We start from the raw sequence: 22463 nt of genomic DNA, 5'->3' as shown, positions 1-22463 counted from the left end.
AATTCAGGGGATAGTATGATACCAAAAGTAATAATTCACAACAGTATAAGTCTAGATGGCTCTACTACGGGCTTCGAAGCAAATATTGGAGTTCACTACAAAATCCTGAGCAGTTATCTGCCCGATGCCATGATAGTAGGCTCGAACACTGCGAAAACCGGAACCCAGTTCTTCTGCGAAAAAATTCCGCCTGAAGAGGAAGCGGATTTCAAGAAACCTGAAATTCATCCTGACGACCCCAGGGCATACTGGCTGATTGCGGACTCAAAGGGAATCCTTGAAGGGTTAATGCATGTGTTCAGGCGTTCCGAGTTCAGCAAAGACGCAATCGTTCTGGTCTCGCAAAAGACTCCTGAAGCTTACATCAATTACCTCAAAGAAAGAAATTATGATTTCATCCGGACAGGCTCAGACCGTGTAAACATAAGACAGGCACTGGAAATTGCAAACGAAAGATATGGTTTTGAACTTGTAGTTTCAGACAGTGGGGGAGTTCTGAACAGCATATTACTCGAACATGGACTTGTCGACGAAATAAGCCTCATTCTCACTCCCGAAATTGTAGGGAAGAATGGAACAAATCTTTTCAGGACACTGGAAAAAAGCGGTATTCGGCTTGAACTTTTAAGAAATGAAATCGTGGAAAAGCAATATGTACATCTGGTATATCGTGTTTTGAAAGAATAAAAAGGTTGAAAACATATTTTTTAACACAAAATTTTCTCTTTAATAGATTTTCTCTTTTAATACAAAATTTTTTCTTTTAATACGAACTATTTTCTTTTAATACAGAATATTTTCTTTTGATACAAAATTTTCTCTTATAACACGAACTTTTCTATTTTCATACAGAATTTTCTCGTATGATACAAAATTTTCTCGTTAAATAGCTTTTCTCGTTTAATGGCTTTTTCTCTCTGATCAATGCCATTCTAAGGCAATGGTCACTTAAAGAGCATATACATTTTTAATATATATAGAAAGATATGGTGTAAAAAATGAAGATTTTTCATCTTAAAGCAGAAAAAAAATCTTTTTTATTAAATGTTGAGAAGCTCTATACACCCTATTTTTAGAAAGCAAGTGTCAAAAATGAAAAAGTAGCATTATTTACAAAAAAGTTTATAATGTAAATCTGTGTAATGTTAGGAAGATTTAAGCGAAAAATATTCGAGATAAAATTTTTGAAATCGAAATTTTGGGTGGAGTGTAAATACGAACCACGATATTGTTTTCATAATTTATAATAGGGGAAACAGTTCCAAAAATCTTGCTTTAAGTAATCTTGCCTTAAGTAAACACAGGCTGAAAAGGCTGAACACTTGGTTAGCCAGCTTAAGGAGTGAAAGAGTTTGCTAGAAGCTTTTGTTTACAGCGCTATTATAGCCCTTATAGCTGGAGTTGTCTTGCCTCTCCTGTGCCGCAGTAAAAACGCAAGAAAAACTTCTTTTGGCCTATCATTTCTTTCTTCGATCTTGCTTCTGGCTTTTGCAGGCATCATCCTTTACACCGGAAAAGAGCCTGCTTTTCCAGCCATCGGATTTCTTCCCGGGCTTGACTTCACCCTGACCGCAGACAAGCTTTCAGCAGGTTTTATTCTGCTGATTGCAGCCGTTACGTCAGGGGTTTCAATCTATTCCGTTGAATATGTGGAGCACGCTAAAAGTGAAGCAAGAAAAGATCTTCAGGCAGCCCTCACAAACCTCTTTATCCTTGCCATGTTGATGGTCGTACTTGCAGGAAATATGATAGGTTTCCTGGTTTTCTGGGAAATAATGTCTCTATCTTCCTTAATGCTGGTACTCCACGATTATACCTCGGAAGAAAACAAAAAAGCAGGGCTTTTCTACTTTATAATGACAAGTCTGAGTACAGCTTTTCTTTTTATGGGTTTTATAAGTCTGTTCAGGTTGACTGGCTCTGCCGAGTTCGGACCACTGGATTACCCGGCAAGCGACCTTACTTTGCCTTTCCTCTGCCTCTTTACAGGTTTCGGAATCAAAGCAGGGCTTGTTCCTTTCCACAAATGGCTGCCCTATGCTCATCCTGCAGCCCCGTCCAGCATTTCGGCTCTGATGTCAGGCGTTATGCTGAAGGTTGCAATCTACGGTTTCCTGCGGTTTTTGCTCTCGGTCTCCACCCCAGAACTCTGGTGGGGTACATTGATCCTTATAGCAGGGACTCTCTCAGCCGTACTGGGAGTTATTTACGCCGTTAAAGAAAGCGATATAAAAAGGCTGCTTGCTTACAGCAGCATAGAAAATATCGGGATCATTTTCACAGGAATTGGCCTGTATCTGATATTTAAACTGGAAGGAGTTGAAAGCCTTGCGCTCTTAAGCCTTGCAGGAGCCTGCTTCCACGCTTTCAACCACGCCCTTTTCAAAAGTTTGCTCTTTCTCGGTGCAGGCTCAGTGGTCCATGCTACTGGCACAAGGAACATCGAAGCCTTCGGAGGCCTTGTAAAACGAATGCCCCAAACCGCCGCTCTTTTTCTGATAGGTTCGGTCTCAATTGCTGGCCTTCCTCCAACAAGCGGCTTTGTAAGTGAGATGATGCTTTTTCAGGCTTACTTTTATTCATCTGAGCTTCCAGACCCTCTACTAAAGGTGCTTTTAATTATTACCCTCTCGGTATTTGCCCTCACCAGTGCGCTTGCAGCAGCTCTTTTTGTAAAGCTTTTCGGAATTACCTTCCTTGCTCTTCCGAGGACAAAATGTGCACAGGAAGCCATCGAAGTCCCGAAACCCATGCTTTTTGGAGAAGCTGTGCCTGCAGCTTTCTGTATCCTTTCAGGGCTGTTTTCATCCAGGATTCTGGCTCTGCTCGGCTTTGATCTCGGGGTCCCGGACATGCTGCTTATCGGGTTGATCCTTGTCGGAGCATGCGGGCTTGTATGGATTATGGTCCGCAATTCCGGCCCTTCAAAAACAAGGATAAGCAAAGAAACCTGGGGATGCGGAATCCTGGCCCAGCACCCGACAATGGAATACACCTCTACAGGCTTTTCGGAGCCTCTTGTAGTCATTTTCAAAAAGATTTACAGGACTGAAATATCCAGTACAAGAACATATTCAGATACTAAAGGAAGTATTTTTAAGAATGGAACTGCGAGAATTCACCTGATTAAATTCTTTGAAGAACGCCTGTATATTCCTGTAGCCTATGCAGTCAGCCTTGTCTCTTCCCAGGTTTCCAGAATGCAGAATGGGAAACTGGATACCTATGTACTCTACGTTTTCATTGCGGTACTAACACTGATGACATTTACGAGGTATTTCGCATGAATGCTTCATTCCTTTTATTCGCCCTGCTAAATACGGGCTTTATCCTTCTGGTTTCCCCACTTTTTATGAGCCTGATTAAAAAAGTCAAGGCATCCGCCCAGGGAAGAAAAGGTCCAGGTCTCCTGCAGAACTATTTAGATTTACGCAAGCTTATGCAAAAAGAAGTTGTGTACTCACCTAACTCTTCAGGAATCATGAGAATTACCCCCTACCTCAACCTGGCAGTTCTCCTTCTGGCCTCACTCTTTGTCCCCATAGTCTTTATCCCTGATACCCCTGCAGGAATCGGAAACATAATAGTTTTCCTCTACCTGCTCGCAATAGAACGTTTTTTTACGGCACTCTGCGGGCTTGATGCTGGAAGCACTTTTGGAGGCATGGGAAGCTCCCGCTTAATGAGCCTCTCGGCAGTCATTGAACCTACGATGGTCATAGCCTTTGCTGCACTTGCATATGTCTTAAGAACCGTAAATCTTCATGAGATGTTTGCAATAACTGCCGGGTCAACGATTCCGGAAAGCCCGACCCTTACCCTTATTTCGATTTCCCTTTTTATTATTATCATAGTGGAGACAGGAAGGATCCCTGTGGACAACCCTGCAACGCATCTTGAACTTACCATGATGAACGAAGCCATGATTCTGGAACAGTCAGGGAAAAACCTGGCTTTAATAGAGCTTGCCCATGCCGTTAAACAGACAATCCTGATGGCAGTCCTGATAAATATCCTGGCTCCCTGGGGGCTTGCAACCGAGATCACCTTTGCAAGCCTTTCAGTCTCATGCCTCTATTTCCTTGTAAAAGCCAGCTTGCTTGCAGGATTAATAGGACTTTTTGAGTCTTCCATTGCAAAAATGAGGCTTTTCAGGTTGCCCAGCTTCTATATGATGGCGTTTTTCTTTTCCGCACTTACCATCCTGCTGGAGGTATTTGCATGATCTCTCCTTTACTGGCAGATCCAGCATTTCTAGAAGACATAATCAGGATTTTCTTTGTCTTTGTATTGATCACTGCAGCTTTTACCCTTTCCACAAGGAACATTGCCTCTCTGTTGAACGTATACGCTTCCCAGTCCTTACTACTGGTCCTGATCGCTTTATTCCTCTACCTGATCGAGGGCAGCCAAACACTGCTTTCGATAGCAGTTCTTACACTTGTAACCAAGGTACTGCTAATTCCTCTTTTTATAAACCATATCGGGGAAAAAATCAAGATTAGCAGAGACCTGAAGTTTAATTACCTGGAACCAACAGCGTCCCTCATTGTTAGCATGGGCCTGATCCTGCTCGTCTATGTATTTCTCTCGGGCTTTTTCAGTGAATTTATTCTGGGAAAGTTGTTTTTCATGGGGGCTGTTATAGGCTTATCGCTGACTCTCATGGGTATGCTTGTGATATTCAGCCGGAGGAAAGTGATTACAAAAGCCATCGGTTATCTGACAATGGAAAACGGAGTTCTTCTTTTCGGGATTTTTGTTGCGGATCTCCCTTTCATTATAGAAATCCTGATCGTAATAGACCTGATGATCCTTGTACTGTTAACAACTATCCTGGCAATTGGTATAGATTCTACAATTGAAGAATATCACCAGCGCCTCCAGACACTTAGAATCTGGTCAGTGAGGGAAGATTAATGATAATACTCAGTTATCTGGCTGTGGGAGCCATAGCTTTTGCCCTTATCACGCTTTCAAAATTTCACAGGGCAATGAATGCCTTTTTCATTCTACACACCCTTGCGTCTCTTGCAATTGGGATTTATGTGTTGCTCAATACCCCATTCCCGATTTTTGAAACCGGAAGTGAATACTTTTATGTGGACCATCTCAGCCTCTATGAAGTTCTGATTGCGGCTTTGCTGTTTTTCCTGGCTTCGGTCTATGCAAATGGTTACGTGGAGAGCCTGATGCAGGCCCAGGAACTGCACAGGAATAACCTGAAAATCTTCTATATGGTTTTCAGCCTCCTGCTTACGACAGTGACCCTGGCTTTCTTTTCGGACAACCTTGCTCTGTTCTGGATCTTTGCCGAGCTGACAACAGTTTTTTCAGCCGCACTTGTAGCAATCCTGTCTGCCAAAGAAAACATCGACGCAGCCATCAAATACATCTTCATAGCCTCGGGAGCCATGCTCTTTTCGTTCATAGGACTGATCTTTTTATACACACTTTCCGGGGAAGTACTGGGCAGCGGGACTCTGAACTGGACAATACTGGCTAAAAATGCAGCCCTCCTGTCCCCTAAAATGTTGACTGCAAGTTTTGTGTTTCTTTTTATCGGGTTTGCAGCAAAATCTGGAATTTTTCCCTTCCATACGTGGCTTCCAGATGCCCACTCAAAAGCCCCTTCAGCAGTAAGCGCCATCTTATCCGGAGTCCTGTTAAATATAGGCATGTACGGAATTCTGCGGATGTACGCAATTGTCAGGCAGACTCAGGCAGAGACTATGATATCTCAGTTCCTTCTGGGTTTTGGTCTGCTTACCATCGCAGTTGCGGTCCTGAATATGCTTTTGCAGAAAAACCTGAAGATGCTGATTGCATTTTCAAGTGTGGAACACATGGGCATTCTCCTCCTTGGAATAGGGATTGGAACGCCTCTTGCTCTCTTCTGGACACTTTTTTACATCCTTGCCCACTCACTGACCAAAGCCTCACTCTTTTTTTCGGCAGGCATTCTACACAGGCAATACGAAAGTAACCTGATTAAGGACATAAAAGATGTTTTTTCACTTCAGCCCATTGCAGGCTGGGGCTTTGTTATTGGTAGCTTTGCAATCATAGGCATGCCCCCTTTCCCGATTTTTTCGGCCAAATTTTTTATCCTGCTGGAAGCTTTCGGATTTTCGAAACCGCTTGTTTTTGCAGTTCTCCTCCTCCTAGTCATAGCATCGGCTGCATTTGCAAGATTTTTAATCGAAGCCTTTACCCAGAGCTCGAAAGATGCTGGAACCGAAGGCACGGAAACTCCGCTTATCCCCTATACAGTCCGAGGAGGCATGAAATTTCCAATACTGTCCATTCTTTTTATGATTCTGGCCCTTGGAGTTGTCTTTCCGGAACCTCTGGAAAACCTGTTGAACATAATCGTGTACGAACTTGGATACCTGTGAATGGGAGGCAAAAAGAAGATGAGTTCAAACAAAGACACAGTAAGTTCCCTGATGCCGGCAGGCCCGAAATTAAGAGGTAATTACCAGATTTCAGGTAATTCTGCAGTTTTGGAGACTCCTTCGGTTCTGGCGACCCGGCAAGCTACGGATTTAATGATTGACATTGCAGGTAAAGAGCCGCAGATCGAAAGGGGAAAAAATAATGAATTCTATATTCCCCTGACAGAAGAGGAGTTTTTAAAAACCGTACCTGCGCTTTCCGAGAAGGGTTTTATCCTGATAAGTCTGTTCTGCGTTCAGGATTTTGAAGGAAAACCTGGTTTTACTCTCTTTTATATTTTCAGAATGAACAGTTCTACTGACGTATTTGCGTTTATGCGGCATGTCAGAAAGGAAACTACATCTATTGCCACGGTTTTTCCTTCGGCATGCTGGTATGAACGGGAAATCCGGGACGGATTTGGGATAGAATTTACAGATGCTTTTGACAAAAGAAGACTCTTTTTACATGAGGCCTATCCTGAAGGCTTTCATCCTCTCCTTAAATCTTTTAAAAACGGGAAAATTCAGACTGTTGAAAGCCCGGAGGAAGCATATCCTTTTAAACAGCTAGAGGGGGAAGGCGTTTACCAGATCCCTGTCGGGCCTGTACATGCAGGAATTATTGAGCCTGGGCATTTCAGGTTCAGTGTCATCGGAGAACCAATCTTCAATCTCGAAATCCGGCTCTTTTATAAACACCGGGGAATCGAAAAGCTTGCCGAGGGAAAAAGCCCCTCTGCCTGTATTCCTATTGCGGAGGCAATAAGTGGGGATGAAACCGTTGCCAATGCTGTTGCCTTCTGTACGGCCGTAGAAAAAATTGCGGGAATTGAAATTCCGGAAAGAGCGAACTACTTAAGGGCTATTTTCCTGGAACTCGAGCGCATTTACTCGCATATGGGAGATCTCTCGGGCATGATTACCGATATAGGATTTCCTAGAATGACAACACCTTTCCTGATCCTCCGTGAGAATATTTTCAGGCAAAACGAGTTTCTCACAGGCTCCCGATTTATGAGAGGCACTATAGATATAGGAGGAGTAAAAAAGGAGATTTCAGGCGAATCTCTTTCAAAACTAGACCTTTATTTGAAAACATTTGTACCACAATTTGAATCCGCGATTACCGCTGTTTATACGTCCTCATCACTTATTGACAGATTTTCAACAACCGGGGTTTTAAAGAAGAAATTGATCGCTCCGCTTAATCTTACAGGCCCTATTGCTCGGGCTGCCGGAGCTACATATGATGTCAGACTTGACCATCCCTACGGAATATACAAAGATATGCCTCCGGGAAGAGCAATTAAAATGGCAGGCGATGTCCTTTCTCGGTTTGAGGTTAAAGCTGCCGAAGTTCTTAATTCAGCTTTCCTGATAACGAAACTTATAGCGTCAATCCCGGAAGGCGCAATCATTGCCGAGACAACCGAATTTTCAATTTCAAATATTCCAGATGGATATGCCCTTTCAATGGTTGAAGCTGCACGGGGACAGAACCTTCACTGGGTTTATGTCAGAAGCGGGCTAATCGACCGCTATAAGGTTAGAACAGCCTCCTTCTGCAACTGGCAGGCCATAGAACATGCAGTGCTAGGGAATATCGTTCCTGATTTTCCTCTGATAAATAAGAGCTTTAATCTTTCCTATGCTGGAACTGATCTCTGAGGTGAAATGGATGGTAAACCCGCTTACATACGTCTTCCGTCCGAAAGTAACGGAAAAATTTGAATTTTCCGATAGTGAACTTGAAACTCTAGGCTCCAAACTGAGAACTAAAGTTAACAGGGTTTTCGGGCACAGCCTTGCAATCCGCGAACTGGATTCAGGAAGCGACAATTCAACGGAAATTGAGGTTTCAAACCTCGGAACCCCGCATTATGATGTTGAGAGATTTGGGATCTCTTTTGTGGCATCCCCAAGGCATGCTGATGTCCTGCTGGTTACAGGCGCAGTCACTCTGAATATGGCCGAAGCCGTTCTAAAAACCTATGAAGCCATGCCCTTTCCCAAATTCGTGGTCGCAGTCGGAGATGACGCTTGTGATGGAGGGATTTATAAGGGCTCTTATGCCGTACTTGGCGGAGTCGACAAAATCCTGCCTGTGGATATAAAAATTCCTGGAAACCCTCCCTCTCCGAAAGAAATCCTGCGCGGGATCTTTGCCCTGGTAAAAAATAAGGAAAATGAGAACTGATCATTTGGAATGTTAAATTATTTCAGAAACTGGCAGATTTGAAATGAAGGCAGAGAGAGACATCCCACACAGAGAACAAAAACTTTCAGTTAAACAAGCCGAAGCTCTGGGCTATTATGACTTTATGAGTTATCTGGGAGTACCTTATTATCATGTCGGCGGCCTTACCTCTACCAGAAAACTTGCCGAATTATGCAGGATTGACTCTACGAAAAAAGTCCTGATGGTTGGATGTGGAAGCGGTTTTTCTGCCTGCTACCTTGCCAGAGAAATCGGCTGTGAGGTAGTAGGAATTGATATTGCAAAACTTTCGATTGAGGAAGCAAAAGAAAGGGCAAAAAAACAGGGAGTTTCGGACAAAGCAAAATTCATATTAGGGGATGCTCACGCCCTGCCCTTTGAAGCAGGAGCTTTCGATGCCGTGATAACAGAGTTTGTGTCCCAGTTTTTAGATAGGGAAACAGCTTTCACAGAATTCGCAAGGGTTCTGAGGTTTGGGGCTTATGTGGGGATTAACGAAATGTATAGAGAAAAGGAAATTCCTGCTAAAGCCGCCAAAGAAATCGCTCAAGCCGAAAAAATAATTGGAGAAATAACAGGACTTCCATTTTCCCTGCTGTCGCCTGAAGAATGGAAAGAAGAACTTGAAAGAGCAGATCTGAAAGATGTTAATGTAAGAATGTGCAAACCTATTCGGTACCTTCAGGAAACAAAATACATGGCAGAAGCGATGGGAGGGACCTGGAGCTTTATAAAGTACCTTATAGACACGATCTCGAAAATGGCTAAGTACTACTTATTAAGCAAAAAGGTCCGATACAGGTTCAAAAGACTGGAAAAAAGTAAAAAAATTTTATTCCGAAAGAAATTAACCTCAAAATATGTGGGTTATGTATTGGCTACGGGAAAAAAATAAGGTTTTTTGGAAAAAAATATAAAGGATCAATTGAAAAGTAGCGCAATAATGTTGCAAGAAGTTCCTTCAAAGTTCTTCTGGAGGAAGAAAGAATTTTTTACTAACTCAGACTGCTTTCTGAAAAGAAATAAAGGGGAAATATCTCTTCTAAATATAAAACTTTCCCGGGGAGATGGAACAAAATGAAAACATCACTTATTGATCTGGCGTTTCTTTCAGAAAAAAGGAAAGATGTATTACTCCTGCTAGAAGAAGGGCCAAAGACCGGAGACGAAATAAAAACAGCCCTCAACGTCAACTCGACATCGATAATGCCCCAGATCAAAAAACTAAAAGAAGGACGCCTGATAATACAGGACGATAGAAACACCTACAAACTCTCGGAGATAGGAGAGATAGTAGTTGAAAAGATGGAACCTTTGCTAAATACCGTAAGGGTTTTTGAAGAAAATTACGATTACTGGACAAACCATGACTTTACCGCAATTCCCGAGGCTCTCCTTAACAGGATTGATGAATTAGGGAACTATTTCATGCTTGAACCAGACCTTAACCGGCTTTTTGAAATTCCTGAAGATTTCAGAAGCAACCTTCTGGAATCAAAACACGTCAAGATGTTTCTCTCATATTTCAACCCTCTTCACGTTGAAATGTACCTGGAACTTGTAAGAAAAGAGGCTGAAATAGATCTTATTCTGACAGAACCCGTTTTTGACAGGATGAAAAAAGATTATTATACGGATCTGAAATTTCTTCTGGAATCAAAAAATGTTGAAATTTACATCTGTGAAAAAAGCGTAACCCTGAAAGACGTAGTAACAGAGCGTTTCTGCTCGCTTGTGCTTTTCGACAAGAAGGGAAAGTTTGACCATCAACGCCTGATGAGTTTTGACGAGAGTGCACTGAAATGGTGCGAAGAACTCTTTTTATACTATAAGGACAGGTCCACACAACTGGAGAAACTATAACTGCTCTTCTGAAGTACTGCCCTTCTGAAGTTAAGATTAGTTCTCTCCCAGATACTTATCTATCAGAGCTCTGAATTTGTGAATGTCTATAGGTTTGGAGACATAGTCCACGCAGCCCATTTCTATGAAATGTTCTTCACTGCCTTTCATAGCATGGGCAGTAACCGCTATCACAGGGATATCTGCAGTAGCAGGATTTTTCTTAATTCTGTCGAGAACCTCAAGTCCGTCCATCTTCGGAAGTTGCATATCCAGCAGGATAATATCGAATTTTGTTTCAGCAAGGCGTTCAAGGGCCTTTACTCCATCCTCGGCTTTAGTTATGTTATGTCCGTAGAATTCCAGAAGGTCCAGGATCAGTTCCATGTTCATGGGATTATCTTCGACAATCAGGATTTTTTTCATCATTACGCCTCTTCAGCATAGCTAATTGTTTTATGATATTAATTAACTCTTTTCTTCCAAAAGTGCCTTTCTTCAGAATAGAAATAAGATGTCCTTTTAGCTCACTGTTCAGTTCTTCGAGATTCTTCTCAGTAAGCTCGCCAGAAGTGCATACAATAAGAGGTATATCTTTCGTGCGTACATCGGCCCTCATGCTGGATATAACATCAAATCCGCTAATTTCCGGCATCATGAGGTCAAGAATCAGAATATCGGGACGCTGCTCTGAGAAAAGCTTCTGTAGACCTTCTCTCCCGCTGTAAGCTTTTATAGCCTCAAAGCCCTCGGGCTCAATCATTGAACTCAACAGTTCTACAGTATTTTCATCGTCATCTACTATAAGAACTTTAGGATATTCAAACCGGAACTTTCCGGTAATTTCCTGGAGAGAATTTACCAGTTCAACTCTTTTTACCGGCTTTGCAAAAGAGTAGGTTGCTCCAAGGGTAATTCCAAGCTCATTATTATTGGTCATGGAGATAATAAGTACAGGTATAGAAGCCGTACAGGGGTCATTCTTTAGCTGCCTCAGGACAAGCCAGCCATTAGTATCTGGCAGGAAAACATCCAGAGTGATAATATCGGGTTTCAGGATCTTTGCAACCTTTAAAACTCTTTTTCCATTATAAAGGAGAGCCACACTATATCCTGCGTCCTTAAGGATAATGGAGAGAAGTTCACTGGAACTTTTGTCATCATCAACTACCAGAATAAGTTCCTGCTTAACATCTCCCTTTTCAGAGAAACAGATTTCGGGCAGTTCTACTTCTTCCTGCAAATCCTCAACGTTTTCTTTTACTGAAAGGGCTTCTGCTTTATTCATTTCGAATTCTATGATTACATCTTCAATCCCAGCTTTTCTGAGCTCCAGCGGTTTCCTGAGAGGAAGTGAAAAGGTAAAGTTACTGCCTTTCCCAGGATCGCTCTCAACCCAGATATCTCCCTGGTGCAAGTTCACGATTTTCTTCACAAGAGCAAGCCCAAGTCCTGTGCCGCAATACTGCCTTGTTGTTGATGCATCGAGCTGGGTAAAGGGCTTGAAAAGCTTTACCTGGTCTTCAGCAGAAATGCCTATACCGGTATCTATGACTGAAATAAGCGCCCGGTTTCCACTCTCTTTGCAATATACTGAGACTTTTCCACCATTCGGGGTAAATTTTATTGCATTACTTACGAGGTTGTAAAGAATCTGAATTATGCGGCCTCTGTCGGCTTCAAGCGTTGTACAGTCGGATTCTACATTAAAAGTTGCTTCAAGAGATTTTACCTGTATAAGAGGGGAGAGAACGGCTTTAACTTCTTCAAAAACGGAATCAATCGAAAATTCACTATAGTGAAGTTCCATTTTCCCGGCTTCTACTTTTGAGAGATCGAGGATATCATTTATAAGTACCAGCAAATGTTTCCCACTGGTTGAGATATTGTTCACGTATCGGAACTGCTTTTCGTTAAGTTCTCCAAAAACTTTGTCAATAAGAATATCTGAAAAACCTATAATGGAATTCAAAGGTGTCCGCAACTCATGGCTAACATTTGCAAGAAATTCGCTCTTGAAATTGTTTGCTTCTTCAGCTTCCAGTTTTGCCTGAATTAGTTTTTCTTCCGAACGCCTGTGTGCAGTAATATCAAGCCCTGTTTTCAGGACCCCGGTAATCCTGCCATCTTCGTTTTTTATGGGAATCGCAGTGACTGTCCAGACTTTTCCATCCTGCGTAACTACTTCCCCAAACTCTTCGTTCCCGGATTCCAGTACTTTCAGTACCGGCGACTTACTCGGGTTTTCTTTATATAAAATATACATATCTTGATAACGACGCCCGATAACGTCACCCATTTTCATGCCCATGTGATCAAGAGCTGCTTTATTTAGCCAGATTATCCTCAAGTCGGAGTCCATAAAGACTACCAGTTCACTGAGAGAATCAAGAATTAGCTTTTTTTCGTGTTCCTGGGCTTTAAATTCATCAGAAGTAGTTCTCAGGCGGTCAAGGGTCTGGTTTATTCCCTCGGACAGCCTTGAGAGCTCATCATTCCCATACGTAGAAAATCGCTCGGAGAAATTTTCATTCAGTCTTACTTTCTCCACAAAATTATCAATTGCAACTATTCGGGATACCACCTCCCTATCGAGAAGAATCTTGCAACTTGCCCCAATCATGAGGCCTGCGAACAGAAGGAAAAACACTATGTATCTGAGAGCCTTCTGACCCCTGGCATAGATACTGCTGTCTGCGCCAGCCTGGATTACAATAGCTGGGCTTCCAGAAAAATCCTCAAGCACAGAATAACAGGTAACGTTTTCTCCAGTTACCGCATATGTGAAGTTCGGACCAGGGTTTGCAAAAAAAGCCTGCATAAGATCCGAAGACGCATTGTTGAAACTGGAAATTGTAAATTTACTTCCTGTACTTTCCTGAACGGATTCGATAAAGCTCGAATCAAGATATTTTCCAAGAATGATTGTCCCTGAGACTTCGTTATTTTCTGGCGAAGTGAGCACAGGCTGGCCGGAGATTACTGCAAGACCATTTTCAAACAGTAGTATACCTTTTAAAGAAGTTTCAGCACCCTTACAGAGTAAACTGCCATCATTAATTCTTTGACGGACTTTGAGAAGAGCGGAAGCATCAAGAGTAGAAGCATTAAGAGTAGAAGTACTAAGAGAAGAAGCATCAAGAGTAGAAGCATTAAGAGAAGAAGCATTAAGAGAAGAAGCATTAAGAGAAGAAGCACTAAGAGAAGAAGCACTAAGAGAAGAAGCATCAAGAGTAGAAGAATTAAGAGAGGAAGCATTAAGAGTAGAAGAATTAAGAGAGGAAGCACTAAGAGTAGAAGCATTAAGAGTAGAGAGTTCAGGACCCGAAATTTCAGAATACACAATATACCCTGAGTTATTTACCAGAAAAATAAAATCACATCCACTGACGGAAAAGATGTCACCGAGTGAAGTCCCACTGCTGAGATTTTGAGGGTCCTGATTAAGTATTAAATTCCTGACATCGTCTCTTGAAGAGAGAGCAGAATTAATCTTCTCAAGCTGTAGGACCTGAAGATTAATCATATTCTCTATCTTTTCTACGTTGTCAGCTGCCTCTTTTTCCTGCAAGTCGGAAAAAGTGGAACCGAGAATGCTCTGAGACGCAAAAATAACAACTGAAATGAGAAGAGCAAAGATGATATAGATAATAGCAAGGATCTTTCTACTAACGTTCATATTTTAAGCTCGGTGCTGGGGCTTCGGGTTAACTAAACCGGAGGTGAGACACGGGGTGGGTCTGCAGAGAACTTTATAATGTAATAAAATAATTGACAGATGAAATTAAATTGGAATCTATATAAAAGTTTTCTATATTCATTCATAACAAAATATCTTTCTAAAATCAAAAATAAAAGGTCAACAAAATTCACGATATCAATTATAAGTAGATATTAGAGTTTTTTACGGAAAAAAAGGCTTAAACAGTAATCATTAACAAAATAATACTAATTTTGGCGCTTTAATACTAGCAAAATGATACTGATTACGGAGCTCATGCATTGTATACTCGATAATATATATTAAGAATGATATATTAAGTAATCTGAAAAATGAAGAAAAACCGGGACTCACTTATGTTTGCTACCTTGACCAGCATTGCAATTTTCATTGTAAATCCCGCTTTTTGTAACTTTGATTTACCACTTAAGGTATCTGGTCACCCAGATTACATTCTTTCTCAACAGATATTTTCTTAACTCATCGATTCCGAGCAATAATATCGCAAAAGGAACAGCAATTAGCAAATATCTGAGGTCAAGAGGAGAAGTATTGAAAATAAGATTTGCCGACGGATTCCAGATAATAAATGCCAGAATCAAGAGTTCACTTGCAATTCCTACCAGGACAGTACGGTTGCTGAATAAACCCATTGAGAAGACTGATTGATAACGTGTTCGGGAAGCAAAAACATTAGCAATCTGGCATATAATCACTGCTGAAAAGAAAGCGGTTATTGACTGCATATAAAGGGGGTTGTTATTTGCAAGCTGCTCTCCAAAACTCCAGCCCCCCTCAAAAAGTACGGAAAAATAACAGAAAAAGCCTGCAATAGCTTCTACAGGACCCTTTATTGCGTAAGCTGTAAAAAGCAGAGGAGGAGTCAAAAGCTTTTCTTCTTTCGCTCTGGGAGGTCTTTTCATAATGTCTCCTTCCCCTTTTTCTTTTCCCAGGGCAATCGCAGGCAGCATATCCGTGCCCAAGTCGATTGCCAGGATAAGCTGTACAGGCATGGGAAGGGGCAGGGCAAAGAGGACGAAGGCTATGAAAGGCAGGATCTCAGGAATATTGCTGGCAAGGATGTATACGATGAATTTTTTAATATTATCAAAAACCGTCCTGCCTTCTTCTACAGCATTCACAATCGTAGCGAAATTATCATCAAGGAGTACCATATCCGCAGCTTCGCGCGCCACATCCGTACCGCTGCCCATAGCAACACCCATATCCGCATTCTTGATTGCAGGAGCATCATTGACCCCGTCTCCTGTCATGGTCACTATCTCCCCTTCGGCCTGAAAGAGCTGTACAATTTTCAGTTTTTGTACAGGAGAAGTGCGGGCAAAGACAATGCTCGGATTTTTTAATCTTGAAGCAAGATCTGCGCGTGATAGCGTTGCCAGTTCATTTCCGGTAATAATCTCCAGGTTTCCTGAGTTTGCAAGTCCTACGTCCTTTGCTATTGATTCTGCAGTGACAGGGTGATCGCCCGTGATCATGACAACCTTGATCCCGGCTGTATGGCACTTTGCTATAGCTTCTCTGGCTTCAGGGCGTGGAGGATCTACAATTCCTACAAATCCCAGGAAGATGAAGTCCCCTGTATATTCCCTTAGTTCTTCTATCGGCCTGTATGCAAGAGCTATAATTCTTTCTCCTTTTTTTGCAAGGTTCAGGTGCCGGTTAAGAAGCTTTTGTTGCTCAGTTTCATCCAGCTTCCGGGTCCCTCCTGAATCCAGGGATGAACTGCACATTTTCACAACTACTTCCGGGGCGCCCTTGAGATAAACTTCAAGTTTTCCTTCCGGAGTGCGACAGATAACTTCCATTCTTTTGGTCAGCGAATCAAAAGGAAATTCTTCCAGCCTCGGATAATCATTCTTGAGCTTTCCGATATCCTCCAGGCCATTTGCAAAAACGAGAAGTGCGCCTTCGGTTGGGTCACCGGTATATCCCGGGGCAGACTCGCGAAGTTTTGCGTTATTACATAGCCCTGCAACTCTTATGAAAACAGAGGGCAATTTTTCAGGGTCCCATACAGGTTTTTTTAGGGCACAGAATTCTTCTGCCCCTGAATCCGCAAATTTTTCCACATCCGCTTTGTTTGTGCTTTCGCTGATGTCCTGTTCTGTGGTTGTTTTTTTAGTGCTGGCAGGGTTTTCGAGAACGAGACATTCAAAACCGATCATGATAGAGTTTACTGCCATCTTATTCTGAGTCAGGGTACCGGTCTTATCCGTACAGATAACCGTTGTCGAGCCCAGAGTTTCTACGGACTCAAGCTGTTTTATAAGGGCATTCCGCGAAGCCATTCGCTTGGACGCAAGGCTGAGGGCAAGAGTGACTGTGGGCAAAAGTCCTTCGGGCACATTGGCGACAATAATTCCAATCGCAAAGATCAGGCTTGCAAGAAAAACATCCTGAAGAAGAAAAGCAAGTATAAAAAAGACTATTCCAAGGGAAATCGCAATTGTGGATATGACTTTTATGAAGTAATTTATTTCTCTTCGAATGGGAGTATCCACGCCCGAAGTCTGTTGTGTGAGTGTTGCAAGGCTTCCGATCTGAGTATTTTTTCCAGTGGCAAAGATAACAGCTTTTCCATTCCCGCTCTGTATCAGAGTCCCTGAAAAAACCATGTTCCTGCACTCCAGCATATTTGGATGAGTGCATTCAAGGGACCGAAGCTGAGGCTCGGATTCGCCAGTAATAGCCGAGTTATCCACTTTCAGAGTATTAATTTCAATCAAACGCCCATCGGCAGGAACCTTATCTCCTTCCTCAAGAAGGATGACGTCTCCTACCACAAGCTCCGATGCCAGAATATCCTTTACCTTTCCTTCCCTCAGGGTCCTGGCATGAGGCGGAAGAAGCTGACGAAAGCTTTCCATTGTTTTTTCAGCCTGGTACTCCTGTATGAATGTAAAGGTCCCATTGATGACTACAACGCCTGCAAGAGCAATTCCTATATACAGGTTTCCCTTCCCTGGATCAAGGTATTCTCCAATGAAAGACAGAATAGATCCCACAGTTAACAGGATCGAGAATAAATTCCGAAACTGCCTGAGATACTTTTTAATTCTGCTCTCTTTTCCTGTTTCCTCAAGAATATTCGCTCCGCATTCTTTGAGCCGCCTGGCAGCTTCCTGATCGCGGAGTCCGTTTTCGTCAACCCCTAGTTTTTGAAGAAAAACCGAAAGTGGAATACTGTGCTCGTTCCCCTGGGGCGAACAAATCTTGCTGTTATCGCCAGTCAGATTCTTCCCCATCGAATCCCCATTGTGATTTAATGTGATACAAGAATAAGAAGCTTGACATAGATTCCGAAAACATCTCGAAATCCAAAGTAAGAGAGGCAGCAAAGTAAAAGAGAAAATAAGGCAGGGAAAAATTACATCTGATTCGTTATCAGATCAGGCTTGATCCATTAACAAAGTAAAGTGAAAAATAGAGAACCCAGATACCGTAAAATGGAGAACCTAGATACCGTAGAAAGCTGAACAACGGGGTCGAAATTTATGACCCTATTTATTAGAAATATGGTAAAAAAATATTCTTGACAAATAGCTTTTATAAGTTGTTAACTAAAAAAAATGCCCGTACTCTAATGTAATCAAAGGAGCCTGAGAATTATTTTTAGTACCCTTGTTTTCATCTCCACTCGGGTGAGGTGGAAAGGGAGATTCGAATTTATTTTTGAGTTCCCAGGCAAAACCTGAGATTTTAACTGTGTTTCAAAACTCTGGATTTTTCATTCCGGGGCGTGAAACCTTTTGGATTTAAAAGGTCTAAACAATAATATTGTCAAGTAGGCAATAAAATCCTAATAAAAATAAATTGAGATAACTTAAAAAGGTATGACTATGAGCGAATTTACACTTAAAACGAGACTCTTAGCTGCCCTTGAAGGCAAGCCCGTTGACAAAGTACCTGTCTGCTCCGTAACCCAGACAGGGATTGTAGAACTTATGGATGAAGTTGGAGCTGCCTGGCCTGAAGCTCACACCAATCCCGAGCTTATGGCAAAGCTGGCAATCGCCAACTATGAACTTAGCGGACTTGAAGCTGTAAGGCTTCCTTACTGTCTTACCGTGCTTGTTGAAGCAATGGGCTGCCAAATCAATATGGGTACCAAGAACAGACAGCCTTCTGTCATAGAACACCCCTACCCCAAAAGCCTCGATGGCGCAGCCGTCCCCGCAGACCTTCTGCAGAAGGGTAGAATCCCAGCCGTACTCGAAGCTTTTAAGATTGTCAGGGAAAAAGTAGGTCCTGATGTGCCAATTATCGGAGGTATGGAAGGACCTATTACAGTCGCTTCTGACCTGGTAAGTGTAAAATCCTTCATGAAATGGTCCATTAAAAAGACTGACCTCTTTGAACAGGCTCTCGATATCGCCACAGAAGCTGCAATCGCTTATGCAAACGCAATGGTTGAAGCCGGTGCAGATGTCATCGCTATTGCAGACCCTGTCGCTTCCCCTGACCTTATGAGCCCTGACACATTCAGACAGTTCCTCCAGTCAAGGTTACAGAAGTTTTCAGCTAGCGTTAACTCCGTGACTGTACTCCACATCTGCGGAAAGGTTAACGCTATCCTCAGTGACATGGCAGACTGCGGTTTTGAAGGCCTCAGCGTAGAAGAAAAGATCGGTAATGCAGCAGAAGGAAAGAAAGTCATTGGAGACAGAGCAAGATTAGTAGGAAACGTTTCCAGTCCTTTTACCCTGCTGCCCGGGCCTATTGACAAGATAAAAGCTGAAGCAAAAGTAGCTCTTGAAGGCGGCATCGATGTGCTTGCACCTGGCTGTGGGATTGCACCCATGACCCCTCTCGAAAACATCAAAGCAATGGTTGCAGCAAGAGACGAGTACTACGCCTGAAAAGGCACAAAAATTTATTTATTTTTTTAAGGACACATTCATAGATCTAAGAATTTTAGAATACCTGGAATTGTGTCCTACTTCATATTTTTTTAGTTTTAGCAGGTGGAGTGAAAACTCTAGAGCCAGACTCTGACAGGCTGTGAACTGAGGAGAGTCGTTTAGAATAAACAATTCAGTTAAATAGCTTTAGATCTAATTCAACATAATACATATCTAAATATATTAAACTCAGAATATGTCTAAAACGTACTGGCTAACAAATCTTAAACTTTTTTTGGAGGAGGTTAAGATATGAGAATAGGAGTTGCAATTGACCTCGGAACCAGCGGTTTTAGGGCCCAGAAAATTGACCTGGAGACCGGGGAAATTAAGAAAACCGTTATAACACTGAGAAATCCCCTGCCCGGAGCAAACGTAATGGACCATCTTGATTTTGCAATCCATTACGGGCTTGACAAGGCCCACGGGCTCTCGGCAACCGCGGTAAAAAATATTCTTGCTGAACTTGGAGTGGACCTGGCAGAAATGGAAAAATTTTCGATTTGCGGAAATCCAATTCAGCTTTCCATCTTTCAGGGTATTCCAATCGAAGACCTGGCATACGCCGGAGAGCGTAAAAAGCAAAAATACCACATAGAAGAGCAAAACAGGGATGCTCGAATAATACCCCTGGCCGAAATAGAGGGATTTGAAGAAGCTGCAAATTGCAAACTATTTGTGCCCCCGGCAATTAAACACGAAGTTGGAGCCGATGCTCTTGCTCTTATTGTAAAGGCTGGCATGATTGAGAGTAATGAGATCGCTATTGCAACGGACTATGGCACAAATGCCGAAATGGCTCTTAAAGCAAACGGTGTTATATATACCGGTTCAGCCGCTGCAGGCCCAGCTCTTGAGGGACAGGAGATAGAATACGGATCTATTGCGTCCCCCCATACAATTTCTGATGTGGAATTTGAAGGAGAAAATCTGCGGTGTTACGTACTTGACAGGGATATGACAGCCACCAGGGGTGACCTTGTAAATCCAAAAACAGGAGAAATCATAGAAAAGGGAGAACTTACTGCAAAAGGCATCACTGGTACCGGAGTTATTGCCCTTATAGAAGCAGGCATGAGAAACAAATTAATTGTGCTGCCAAAGATTCAAACTCCAGATGGCATTCTCCACCTTCAAGACGGGATAAAATTCACGAATAAGGACCTTATTGAAGCAGGAAGAGCAATAGGTGCAATCAGGGCAGGACATATTACACTCTGTGCATCTGCAGGCATAGACATGGAAGAACTTCAGACCGCTCACATGTCAGGCGCTGCGGGTACTTATATGGACGCTGCAAAAGCCCATAAGGTGGGAATGATCCCTTACAACGCGAATTATGTTTCCCAGATAGGAAATACCTCCCTAACCGTTGCCAGGGAAATCCTGCTTTCTGAAGACAGGCTCTGGGAACTGCAGACAATTGCAAAGGAAATAGTGGGCACCCATGTAATGTTTGCAACCTCCGATGCGTTTAAGGAGGCTTATATGCTGGAGCTTGCTTACTGGAACGAGGGTATGGCCTTTAAGATGCTTCAGAAATTCCTGAAAAAGAAAAAACTGCCCATAATTGGTGAACCTTCTTCTATTCTCAAAATTGACCGCCAGGTTGAAAGGGATATTCCCGAACTTGGAGAAGAAGGGCTTGAAGTACTGGAAAAAGTCGGGACTTACCTTACTATGGTAATCGAGGGATGTGAAGGCTGCCATAAGTGCGTAAAGGTCTGCCCTAACGGAGCCCTGAGAATGGAAGAAAACGGAACCGTAAAAATAAGGACTGACCTCTGTGATGGTGCAAATTGCCAGCGCTGTCTGCACGCCTGCCCTGATGACAGATTTAAATGGGAAAATCTAACAGTCGCAGGAAAGTAAAACGAGTAAGCTTATTGAGATTAAAAACAAATAAAGGAAAAATAAGCAATAGGCAATAAGCAATAGGCAATAAGCAATAGGCAAGAAGGTACGAAGGGAGGAAAAAACGTGCAGGTCATTGTGGTGGGGGGATTTCTGGGAAGCGGGAAAACCACCACTATTATCAATATGGGCAAATACCTGGCAGAGAAAGGAAAAAAAGTTGCCATTATAGTGAACGAGATCGGGGAAGTCGGAATTGACGGGGATGTGATAAAAAAGTTCGGGTTCGATACGAAGGAAATCACGAGTGGGTGCATCTGCTGTTCTCTGAAAGTAGGGTTAAGGGTAACAGTTACTTATCTTGCAAATGAATACAAGCCTGACATCCTCATGATCGAACCCACAGGCATAGCTTTCCCGAATATAATAAAGAAAGAAATCGAACTCATGAACCTTGGCGAGCAGGTAAAAATCGCTCCTCTTGTGACCCTGATTGACGGCAGCCGTTTCAAGCACCTGATGAAAGAAGTAAAAGAATTTGCCATGAGGCAGATTATTGATGCGGAAATTCTCGGGATAAATAAGATAGACCTGATAGAACCTATTCGGATTCCAATCCTTGAAGCCTCGGTCCAGCAACTGAACCCGAAATCCAAAATAGTCCTGCTTTCAGGAAAAGACACGGGCGAGAGCTTTGAGAATTTTATGCGGTTAGTACTTCCGGATCTTGAAGAACTATCGAGAGAAGCGCCTGGAGCTGAGATAACAGAAGAAGGAAAACCTTCTAAAGCTGAACCTTCCGCACCGGAGGAGACCGAAAGTTCAATTGAAGCCTCAAAAGTAGGCAGTTATTCTGCAGAATTTGCAGTTGAAAACGGAAGTCTAAGTACTGAGGCTGCCAGGGAATTAACAACCGAACTGATGAACACGATAAAATCAAAGGTGCTGCAACTAAATCCCGAATTTATAGGGCACATCAAGCTTTTCCTGGACAATGGGTCAGAAACCGTGAAACAGAGCGTTACAGTATATTATGAAGAGCCCCAGGAAGATGTGATCAAATCAAAGGAAGGAGCCACCCCTACCCTCAAGATACTTTCCGCGGTCTCAAACGTTGACAAGGAAGCTGTTAAAGCTGCTGTAAAAAATTCGGTATATGAGGTCTTTGAGAGAAAACAAATAAAAGTAAACAAAATCGAGCATGAACATAACCACGAACATGAGCACCATGAACATGAGCACCATGAACATGAAAACCATGAACATGAAAACCATGAACATGAAAACCATGAACATGAACATCATGAACATGAACATCATGAAAAACATAAGCATGGTGATAAGGAAAAAGAAATTCGTGAGTAAAGAAATTTTTCCTCACATTTTTTAATTGATCTCCGGTTTTAATTGATCTCCGGTTTTAATTGATCTCCGGTTTTAATTGATCTCCGGTTTTAATTGAT

Annotated in this window: 16 protein-coding genes; 13 read left to right on the top strand and 3 right to left on the bottom strand. The window is 42.4% G+C overall.

Going from position 1 to position 22463, the window contains the following annotated elements:
- The first annotated feature begins 15 nt into the window (after window positions 1-15).
- From FXW07_RS09590 to FXW07_RS09545, 10 genes are all read left to right on the top strand, one after another.
- Window positions 16-687, top strand: a complete 672-nt coding sequence (locus tag FXW07_RS09590; RefSeq protein WP_229395233.1) for a RibD family protein — start codon at window positions 16-18, stop codon at window positions 685-687.
- Between the two features lie 665 nt (window positions 688-1352).
- Window positions 1353-3287 (top strand): proton-conducting transporter membrane subunit, encoded by a 1935-nt coding sequence (locus FXW07_RS09585; protein WP_229395232.1) that lies wholly within the window; start codon window positions 1353-1355, stop codon window positions 3285-3287.
- Entirely contained in the window at window positions 3284-4225 is a 942-nt protein-coding gene (locus FXW07_RS09580; RefSeq protein WP_229395231.1) for an NADH-quinone oxidoreductase subunit H, read from the top strand. Before FXW07_RS09585 ends, FXW07_RS09580 begins: the two co-directional genes overlap by 4 nt.
- Window positions 4222-4920, top strand: coding sequence for a hydrogenase subunit (locus tag FXW07_RS09575; RefSeq protein ID WP_229395230.1), 699 nt, complete (start codon window positions 4222-4224; stop codon window positions 4918-4920). The genes FXW07_RS09580 and FXW07_RS09575 overlap by 4 nt, the downstream gene beginning before the upstream one ends.
- The gene (locus tag FXW07_RS09570; RefSeq protein ID WP_229395229.1) at window positions 4920-6398 is read left to right on the top strand and encodes a proton-conducting transporter membrane subunit; all 1479 of its coding nucleotides are present in this window, start codon (window positions 4920-4922) and stop codon (window positions 6396-6398) included. Before FXW07_RS09575 ends, FXW07_RS09570 begins: the two co-directional genes overlap by 1 nt.
- Before the next feature lie 18 nt (window positions 6399-6416).
- The gene (locus FXW07_RS09565) at window positions 6417-8108 is read left to right on the top strand and encodes an NADH-quinone oxidoreductase subunit C (RefSeq protein WP_229395228.1); all 1692 of its coding nucleotides are present in this window, start codon (window positions 6417-6419) and stop codon (window positions 8106-8108) included.
- A gap of 10 nt (window positions 8109-8118) precedes the next feature.
- A complete protein-coding gene (locus FXW07_RS09560; protein ID WP_048153306.1) occupies window positions 8119-8637 on the top strand; it encodes an NADH-quinone oxidoreductase subunit B family protein in 519 nt (172 codons plus the stop codon).
- Window positions 8638-8680: 43 nt separating this feature from the next.
- On the top strand, window positions 8681-9553 hold the full coding sequence (locus FXW07_RS09555) for a class I SAM-dependent methyltransferase (protein WP_229395227.1): 873 nt from the start codon (window positions 8681-8683) through the stop codon (window positions 9551-9553).
- A 6-nt stretch (window positions 9554-9559) separates the two neighbouring features.
- The gene (locus FXW07_RS09550; protein WP_156150927.1) at window positions 9560-9739 is read left to right on the top strand and encodes a hypothetical protein; all 180 of its coding nucleotides are present in this window, start codon (window positions 9560-9562) and stop codon (window positions 9737-9739) included.
- The gene (locus FXW07_RS09545; protein WP_048153305.1) at window positions 9736-10521 is read left to right on the top strand and encodes a winged helix-turn-helix domain-containing protein; all 786 of its coding nucleotides are present in this window, start codon (window positions 9736-9738) and stop codon (window positions 10519-10521) included. The genes FXW07_RS09550 and FXW07_RS09545 overlap by 4 nt, the downstream gene beginning before the upstream one ends.
- Window positions 10522-10557: 36 nt before the next feature.
- On the opposite strand, the gene FXW07_RS09540 is transcribed toward FXW07_RS09545, so the two are convergent.
- The 3 genes from FXW07_RS09540 to FXW07_RS09530 all read right to left on the bottom strand — a co-directional run bounded on the left by FXW07_RS09540 (window position 10558) and on the right by FXW07_RS09530 (window position 17490).
- Window positions 10558-10926 (bottom strand): response regulator, encoded by a 369-nt coding sequence (locus tag FXW07_RS09540; protein ID WP_048117011.1) that lies wholly within the window; start codon window positions 10924-10926, stop codon window positions 10558-10560.
- A complete protein-coding gene (locus FXW07_RS09535; protein WP_229395226.1) occupies window positions 10898-14179 on the bottom strand; it encodes a response regulator in 3282 nt (1093 codons plus the stop codon). Before FXW07_RS09535 ends, FXW07_RS09540 begins: the two co-directional genes overlap by 29 nt.
- A 461-nt stretch (window positions 14180-14640) precedes the next feature.
- Entirely contained in the window at window positions 14641-17490 is a 2850-nt protein-coding gene (locus FXW07_RS09530) for a cation-transporting P-type ATPase (protein WP_229395225.1), read from the bottom strand.
- 594 nt (window positions 17491-18084) lie between these two features.
- Here FXW07_RS09530 and mtaA point away from each other — a divergent pair.
- From mtaA to FXW07_RS09515, 3 genes are all read left to right on the top strand, one after another.
- Window positions 18085-19104: a methylcobamide:CoM methyltransferase MtaA gene (mtaA, locus tag FXW07_RS09525; RefSeq protein WP_229395224.1), complete on the top strand. Its 1020-nt coding sequence runs from the start codon at window positions 18085-18087 to the stop codon at window positions 19102-19104.
- A 294-nt stretch (window positions 19105-19398) separates the two neighbouring features.
- Window positions 19399-21018: a methylamine methyltransferase corrinoid protein reductive activase gene (locus tag FXW07_RS09520; RefSeq protein ID WP_229395223.1), complete on the top strand. Its 1620-nt coding sequence runs from the start codon at window positions 19399-19401 to the stop codon at window positions 21016-21018.
- Between the two features lie 108 nt (window positions 21019-21126).
- A complete protein-coding gene (locus FXW07_RS09515; protein WP_229395222.1) occupies window positions 21127-22365 on the top strand; it encodes a GTP-binding protein in 1239 nt (412 codons plus the stop codon).
- Window positions 22366-22463 lie beyond the last annotated feature (98 nt).

This window comes from Methanosarcina sp. DH1 (genome assembly GCF_020804205.1).
In the GTDB taxonomy this organism is placed as follows: domain Archaea; phylum Halobacteriota; class Methanosarcinia; order Methanosarcinales; family Methanosarcinaceae; genus Methanosarcina; species Methanosarcina vacuolata.
The sequence above is the reverse complement of the archived record's forward strand: the minus strand, read 5'-3'. Positions and strand labels throughout refer to the sequence as shown.